This window comes from Mucilaginibacter sp. P4_G9, from assembly GCF_056400985.1.
Map to the genome: position 1 here is coordinate 1 of NZ_JBFUKF010000233.1, position 7,819 is coordinate 7,819.

Genomic DNA, 7,819 nt, shown 5'->3' on the forward strand with positions numbered 1-7,819 from the left:
CAATATAGAAAACTTGCGGCAACGAAAGGCTCCGCGAAAGCTATCAAGGCAGTCGCCCGAAAAATAGCTGTGATCTTTTACAACATGGTACTCAAAAAACAGGCTTATGATGCCAGCAAAGTTCAGCAGGATCCGGCTATTACGACAGCAAGGATAATCGCACGTCTGCAAAAAAATGCAGCTAAACTGGGTTATATCATACAAAAAGCAGCTTGATTATGAGCGACTTGTAAATGTGTCATTATAAGGAACGAAGCAATCCCCAATTTACAGAGTAGCTGTGCAAATCCGATCTGTATTTTGGGGATTGCTTCGTCGTACCTCCTCGCAATGACGATCACGAGGTGATTGTGGTATCCATACATCTCGTTACTGTTTTTTCCAGCTCGGCTGGTGGGCAATGACGGTTTATTTAACACCCATTGTGTATATAGTTCGCGATTGCCGCGCTGTACTCGTATGACACGCAATTACCAAATAAACAAAGGCACAAGCCATATTGGCGATATGTAATACGGATCATAATACGGCTCGTAATATGTTATTGTTTCTTCTTCAACAACTGTAGTAGTGGTAGTGCTGCCACCTCCGCTATTGTTGTTGCTATTTTGTTTTTCTTCTTCCTCCATAAGCCTTATCATCAGCTCCGATCCCTGGTTTATCATATCTACCATGGCATCTTTGCCCACGTCTTCGGGTTTTATGGCGGTATTGCAAATTTCTTCTATTTCGTTCCAGGTATCATCTGCCATCAAATCATTTTGCCAGCCGGCCGCGGTTGTATCAAACCTGTTTTCGTTGATGAACGACATGAATACAATTTCTGCAGGATCTGCCTTTTTAAACATGGCTACGGCAATACGGAGGTCGTCAAAACGTTCGTCGTTGGTGAAATCAAACCAGGCATCATCGGTATCAAAATCAAAATAGCTGTCGAAAGCGAATTCGCCTTTTTCAAGATCTACAAATGAAAAAACATCATAAACCTTCAGGTATTCGGTATAACGCTTCATAAAGGTATCAAACACCCCCCGGCCCTTTGAACTAACCCGGTAGCCGGAGCCCGAGGTAATGATATAGCCGTTGGCAACAAGTTGAGTAAATAAAGGCTGCAGCGCGGCATCGTCACCATGAGCGCTGCCGCTAAACTGGTGGTTGCCATTTATCATTTCGTTTAAAAGGACGATTGCCTTAAACGTTTTTTTATTATCGTCGGATAAAACGGTATTTTTTCTTAATTGGATAGCCATATCTATAGTTCAGAACGGTTTTCTGTAAAATTTGTGAATAAAAATCTATAAAAATTTAGATATATGGAGATGATTTTACCGCCTGCGGCCAAATCCGCCGCGGCTGCGCCCAAAGCTTGATCTGCTGCCGTTTGAACTCCTGCCGCCAAATCCGCCGCTCCTTACCCTGCTGTTTGAATTGCGGGAACCGAACGATCTTTGCGACCGCGTGGGCTGGCTTAAGCTGCTCCGGTTGCTGCTTCTTGACGACATTGCCGACGAGGTGGTTGGCCTGAAGGTAGTGTAAGTACGGGTGCGGGTATAATACGATGGATAGTACCCGTAATGGTACATAGGCATATAATAGCTATGCGGGCGTAAAAAGTAGCTTAATATCAGTACATCGGTTAACGAAAATGAGGAATGGTAATAGTTATTATATCCCGCATAGCTTGGGTTACCCTGTATACTCATATCGGCGGTATTGTTATTGCCCGTAGGGCCAACCTTGATACTGGCAACCGTTACCGATTCGGAATTGCTAACGTCATCAATTACCTTGAGGTTGTTATTGTCGGCTTCCTGTACTTTCAGGTAATCAATGTTGCCGTCCTTATCCAGGTCCAGGTTATTTATCTGGTTAGCAGGGTTATTAATAGCTTTCTCCAGCGTTTGCGGGTCGGTGCTGGTTTTAACAAACTGGGCAAGCTTATTTACATCGAAACCGGCAGTAGTATTGTTTTCAATAGTTACATTATTTTGCTGTGGCTGCCTTTGGTTGCACGCCGAAACCAGCAATACTAAACCTGTAAGCGCTATAAATATTTTTTTCATGCTGTTTTTAATGATTTGCCGAACACGGCAGTTTTGTTGGTTATGGTTTGTGCCGGCCGGTTTTTTTGTATTTAACTTTTTTGTTTAGTTAGATGTGGGGATATGGTGCTATGTTACAAAAAAAATATATTATTTGGAAGGGGATGGGAGTGTTACTCCTTTTGTCTTTTGTCATCCTGAGCGCAGTGAAGGATCTGCTCGCCGCCATGCTTCTTCGCCTGGATAGTCGGCGAATAGATCCTTCACTGCGTTCAGGATGACAAAGGATTTTATTACACATCATCAATTCATCAATCCAAAACATCATCTGCACATTTGAAATCTGAAATCCGCACATCTGCAGCTTTAAAATTCAAACCCCGCGTCACTGTCCGGATTATCCAACTTAGTGCTCTTTCGCTCACCGGCTACCGTTACGTGCAGCATATTGATCTGCTCGGCATGTTCACTGAAAAGGATATCGTCATGAACATCAATTTTTTTCACTTTGCTGATGCCTTTCACCTCAAAATAAATCCAGGCGGCATCTTCCTGTATCTCATAACCCACATAGCTTAGGTTAAGCGCTTTGCTGTCGGCTTTAATGAGCAAATGCTTTTTAATGTAATCGTTAAGCATCTGGTTCATTTTGGCTTTATCCTTCGGGTGTACAATATCAACAGGCGTTTTGTATTGTTTTTCGATGGTGCGTTCAAGGTCGTCGTAAAAAATGCGGCAGCTTACCTCAACGCTTTGGTTTTTGGCATTGTGGTTAATGGTGGTAACGCTTACAAAAAAGGGGTGGAAAAAGCTGAGCCAGCTTATGATGAATAATTTTAACATAATTGACAATAGTTCAATTTTTAACGATAGCAAAGAATACCAAATGCAGAGGAGGCACCTACGGAGCCAACACACTTTTCGTTCTTTCTATAAACACGTAGCTCCTAACGGAGCATACTAAGCCTACCTGAGGATTATTGCTAATCTTAGTAAATTCCTCAAACCACAATCCGACCCCATCGGGGTCACGTGTTTATAGCAATAACCGTATAGCTTCCTGGCTCCGCAGGCGCCTGCTATAACCCGCATGCTATAAACGGACCGTATCGCACGGGTATTTTATTTTCGACAAAAAACGTTATTTTTATTGGCAATTGCGAATTAGCTCAATGACTGACTTTTCATTATACTTCCAGTTGGGATGGCAACACATCTGCAACTGGGAGGGGTACGACCATATTTTATTTGTAACTGTGCTATGCGGCACCTACCTGCTTGCCGACTGGCGCAAGGTGCTGGTATTGGTTACAGCGTTCACCATAGGGCACTCTATCACACTGGCTTTAAGTGTGTTAAATGTCATTCGCATCAATGCTTCGCTTATTGAGTTCCTGATTCCGGTTACCATTGTTTTTACCAGTTTGGTTAATGTGCTCAATAAAAAACGCACAGCCAATACCATGCGGCTTAACTATTCTTTAGCCTTATTTTTTGGGCTCATCCATGGCATGGGTTTCTCCAACTACCTTAAAAGTTTGTTAGGCAGCAGCAGTAATATTACGGCGCAGCTGTTCGCTTTCAACCTTGGGCTTGAGTTTGGGCAGGTTTTAATTGTAATATCTGCGTTACTTATCTCTTATTTGCTTATCAAATTTACCAAAACACCATGGCGCGACTGGACGCTGTTCCTCTCGTCGGCTATATTTGGAATTGCTTTTATAATGTGTATCGAACGTTTTTTTCTAATTAAATTCAGATGAATAAATTTTACCCGGCTCTATTTTCATGCTTGATGCTGGCTTCGGCATCATGGGCACAACACGACAACAACCCCGGCTCCAATCACGGTAACCGTTTTGAGCAGTTGGGCACCATGCTAAGCACGCCGAACGGTTATCGCTCGGCATCCGGCGCACCTGGTCCGCAATATTGGCAACAAAAAGCCGATTACGAGATCAACGCCACCCTAAACGATGATAAGCAGCGTTTGGATGGATCGGAAACGATAACCTATACCAACAACTCGCCCGATGCACTTACTTACCTGTGGCTGCAGCTTGATGAAAATCAGCATAAAAAAGATGGGGAAGCTTCAAAAATGAATGAAAGCAAAATGCAGGGCAAAATGAGCATTCGCCAGTTGCAGGGCATCATGGGTACCCAGCTTGACCTGGGTAACCATATTGAAAGTGTAAAGGATGCCAATGGCCGTGCGCTTAGCTTTACCATTAACGAAACCATGATGCGCATTGAATTGCCGGTAGCTTTGCAGCATGGGCAAAAATTTAAGTTTAAGGTTAACTGGTGGTATAATATATCCGACAGGATGACCATCGGCGGTCGCGGCGGTTACGAGTATTTTCCCGAGGACAACAATTACCTGTATACCATGACCCAATGGTACCCAAGGATGGCTGTTTACAGCGATTTCCAGGGATGGCAAAACAAACAGTTTATTGGCAGCGGCGAGTTTGCCTTAACCTTTGGCGATTTTAAAGTAAACCTTAACGTACCTGCCGATCATGTGGTGGGTGGTACCGGCCAGTGCTCAAACTACGCGCAAACATTAACTGCCGCCCAGCTCAAACGCTGGAACGCGGCCCAGTCTGCAACCTCGCCGGTTGAGGTGGTAAATTTAGACGAGGTAAAAAACACCATGAAAGGCCATGCAGCCGCCCGCAAAACATGGGCTTTCCATGCCGAAAATGTGCGTGATTTTGCATGGGTATCGTCACGCCGGATAGTATGGGATGCCATGAGTACCCAGATAGAGGGTGGTAAAAAGGTAATGGCAATGTCGTACTATGGTCCCGAGGCTTACCCCCTTTACCGCAAATATTCAACCAAGGTTGTTGCGCATACCTTACGGGCCTATTCCAAACATACCATCCCTTACCCTTACCCGGTTGCTATTTCTGTTGAGGCTGCAAACGGTATGGAGTACCCTATGATCTGCTTTAACTTTGGCAGGGCCGAAAAGGATGGTACTTATAGCGAGGCTACCAAGAACGGGATGATAGGCGTTATCATCCACGAGGTTGGCCACAACTTTTTCCCGATGATTGTAAACTCCGACGAGCGCCAGTGGACCTGGATGGACGAAGGCCTAAACACCTTTTGCCAGTACATGGCCGAGCAGGAATGGGACCCTAAATTCCCATCGTCACGTGGTCCGGCTTACAAGATTGTGGATTACATGAAGATGCCAAAGAACCAGCTGGAGCCTATCATGACCAACTCCGAAAACATTATCATGTTTGGCCCCAATGCTTACGCTAAACCTGCAACAGCCTTAAACATACTGCGCGAAACCGTAATGGGGCGCGAGCTTTTTGACTATGCTTTTAAAACCTACGCCAAACGCTGGGCCTTTAAGCACCCAACACCCGAAGACCTGTTCCGCACCATGGAAGATGCCTCGGCTGTTGACCTTGACTGGTTTTGGCGTGGATGGTTCTTCGGCACCGAACCGGTTGATGTATCATTGGATAGCGTGAAATATTACCGTTTAAATACCAAAAACCCGGCTGTTGAAGGCGCTACAGACCGCGCCGCGTTTGAGCATAACCTCGAGAACATCAGCACCACCCGCAACAAAGCCGCCGGAACGCGCTTTGCTGTGGAGGCCGATACCTCATTGCAGGATTTTTATACCAAATGGGATCGTTTCGCGGCAACGCCAATGACCACCAAAAGCTACCAGGATATGTACAGCGCCTTAACTCCCGACGAGAAGAAACTGTACGATAGCAAGAGCTATTTTTATGAGCTTACCTTTAGCAACAAAGGCGGCCTGGTGAGTCCTATCATTATTGAGTGGACCTATGCCGATGGTACCACGGAGATAGACAATATCCCGGCTTACATATGGCGTAAAAACGAATTTAAGGTGAGCAAGGTATTTGCCAAAACCAAAGAGGTAAAATCCATTAAGCTTGACCCATACCGCCAAACGGCCGATACAGACGAAGCCAACAACAGCTGGCCAAGGGAATACGCCCCATCAAGGTTCGAGCTGTTTAAGCAACAAACCCTGCCAAGAGGCTCAACACCGGGCACTAACCCGATGCAGGATGCCAGGAAAACAAATTAATAGCAAAGCCCCCGATGTGATTGGGGGCTTTTTTATTAGTAATATCAGCCATGTCATTGCGAGGCACGAAGCAATCGCGAACTGTGCAAATCCACCTCGTTAATTATGCAGTTGGTTTCTTTAATACCAACAAGTGTATTAAAAAACTCCTCCTGAAATATACATTTGGGCGTTGCCTGCGGCCGGGCTCTATGCTCATACTGCACAGGCCTTAGCCACAATGGCCGGTATCCGCGCCGATCCCTAACGCAAAATTTGTCTGAAYCGGGATTAAACAGATTTATCAGATTTTTGGATTTTGATTTGCATAGCGCGCTGCCCATATATTATATGCGCCGAACCTACGGTTCTCTTTATTCTTCTTTTGCTTTCTCAACGGGTTGAAACCGGTTGCTACAAAATGGATCAGGGCTACGCCCTTCCATTGATAGAGGTGATGTAAAAAAAACTTTCACAATATCAATCAAGATGCAAATTAGTGACTCATTTTCAATAATTTGCGTTAGTAAAGTAAAAAGAATGAATAGAGCATTAACTTTAAAAAATTGGAATGATGGAGGCGGAAATTATGTTTTAAAAGGTAATCCAAAAAATAAATGGGTTGGATTTCAGGAAACAGTTTTAATTGAATTATCGAACGTTTTTGGTGAGAGTTTTAATATTGTAATTTGGACTGACGATCAAAATGAATCCGATTATTATTGTATCCCTTATAGTGCAGTGAAGCATCTTTTCGTTAATGAGCATAAAACCACTGGAAAATATCCCAACAGGTGGACGGCTATCATACTGGGTCATCAATTTCTAATGCATAGTAATACACAATTGTCTGTTGATATTTCACAATACTATGCCATACCATTCATTGTTCATTCTATTGTTGAGTTTGAAGACGACTATTTTATCGAAAATGCAAAAGCAGAAATAAATATTCGTATCGGCCAATCTAAATTCAGAAAAGGTGTATTGAAGAATTTTGGTAATAAATGTGCACTAACGGGTATTTCAGAAAAATCATTATTAACAGCCAGTCACATTATACCATGGTCGCATAAAAAAGATTTTCGAGGGGATATTTCAAATGGTATTTGCTTATATGTAGAATATGATAAACTTTTCGACGAGGGCTATATTTCGTTTACAGATGACTTAGAAACGATTGTAATATCTGATTTGCAATCGGTTTCAACTTACTTGCAACAAAGACTTGAAAATTTGATTGATACCAGTCTTAATAAACCGCTTCATAAGCAGGTCAACAAAGAATATTTATGTTACCATCGGAAAAATGTATTTAAAGGGTAGTTGCTACAGATGAAAATTATCACATGGAATTGCCAAATGGCTTTTAGGAACAAAGCCCATTTAATTTTAAGCGAACATCCTGATATTTTAATAGTACCCGAGTGTGAACATCCTGATAAATTATTAAAGATTAACTTAGAAGCAACAAGCGTTTTATGGTATGGCACAAATAAAAGCAAAGGTCTTGCTGTATTTTCATTTGGTGAGTACCAGCTATCTCTTATGGCTATTCATAATGAAGGGATAAAGATTGTATGTCCCGTCGCTGTTACGGGCGGGGAGGTCGATTTTATTTTATTGGCAGCTTGGGCGCAACAAACTACAGATTATGATTATCGTCATATAGGACAGATTTGGAAAGCAATACATTATTATG

7 protein-coding genes and 1 pseudogene are annotated in these 7,819 nt (G+C 43.1%); 5 read left to right on the top strand and 3 right to left on the bottom strand.

The genetic code is table 11. The features are described from left to right. Positions 1-216: pseudogene (locus tag AC1DPZ_RS17850) on the top strand (IS110 family transposase); the annotation flags it as partial. Between the two features lie 254 nt (positions 217-470). Here AC1DPZ_RS17850 and AC1DPZ_RS17855 read toward each other — a convergent pair. The 3 genes from AC1DPZ_RS17855 to AC1DPZ_RS17865 all read right to left on the bottom strand — a co-directional run bounded on the left by AC1DPZ_RS17855 (position 471) and on the right by AC1DPZ_RS17865 (position 2,885). After that, entirely contained in the window at positions 471-1,250 is a 780-nt protein-coding gene (locus AC1DPZ_RS17855) for a hypothetical protein (protein WP_477405848.1), read from the bottom strand. Between the two features lie 75 nt (positions 1,251-1,325). Continuing rightward, a complete protein-coding gene (locus AC1DPZ_RS17860; protein ID WP_477405850.1) occupies positions 1,326-2,063 on the bottom strand; it encodes a hypothetical protein in 738 nt (245 codons plus the stop codon). 345 nt (positions 2,064-2,408) lie between these two features. Continuing rightward, positions 2,409-2,885: a DUF6702 family protein gene (locus tag AC1DPZ_RS17865; RefSeq protein WP_477405852.1), complete on the bottom strand. Its 477-nt coding sequence runs from the start codon at positions 2,883-2,885 to the stop codon at positions 2,409-2,411. Between the two features lie 329 nt (positions 2,886-3,214). Between AC1DPZ_RS17865 and AC1DPZ_RS17870 the strand changes: the two genes are divergently transcribed. The 4 genes from AC1DPZ_RS17870 to AC1DPZ_RS17885 form a co-directional block, all read left to right on the top strand. Next, positions 3,215-3,805: a HupE/UreJ family protein gene (locus AC1DPZ_RS17870; protein WP_477405854.1), complete on the top strand. Its 591-nt coding sequence runs from the start codon at positions 3,215-3,217 to the stop codon at positions 3,803-3,805. Beyond that, the gene (locus tag AC1DPZ_RS17875; protein WP_477405856.1) at positions 3,802-6,138 is read left to right on the top strand and encodes a M1 family metallopeptidase; all 2,337 of its coding nucleotides are present in this window, start codon (positions 3,802-3,804) and stop codon (positions 6,136-6,138) included. Before AC1DPZ_RS17870 ends, AC1DPZ_RS17875 begins: the two co-directional genes overlap by 4 nt. A gap of 519 nt (positions 6,139-6,657) precedes the next feature. Beyond that, the gene (locus tag AC1DPZ_RS17880; RefSeq protein WP_477405858.1) at positions 6,658-7,443 is read left to right on the top strand and encodes an HNH endonuclease; all 786 of its coding nucleotides are present in this window, start codon (positions 6,658-6,660) and stop codon (positions 7,441-7,443) included. Positions 7,444-7,452: 9 nt separating this feature from the next. Then, positions 7,453-7,819: hypothetical protein (locus tag AC1DPZ_RS17885; RefSeq protein WP_477405860.1), on the top strand; the 367-nt coding region annotated here is incomplete at its 3' end.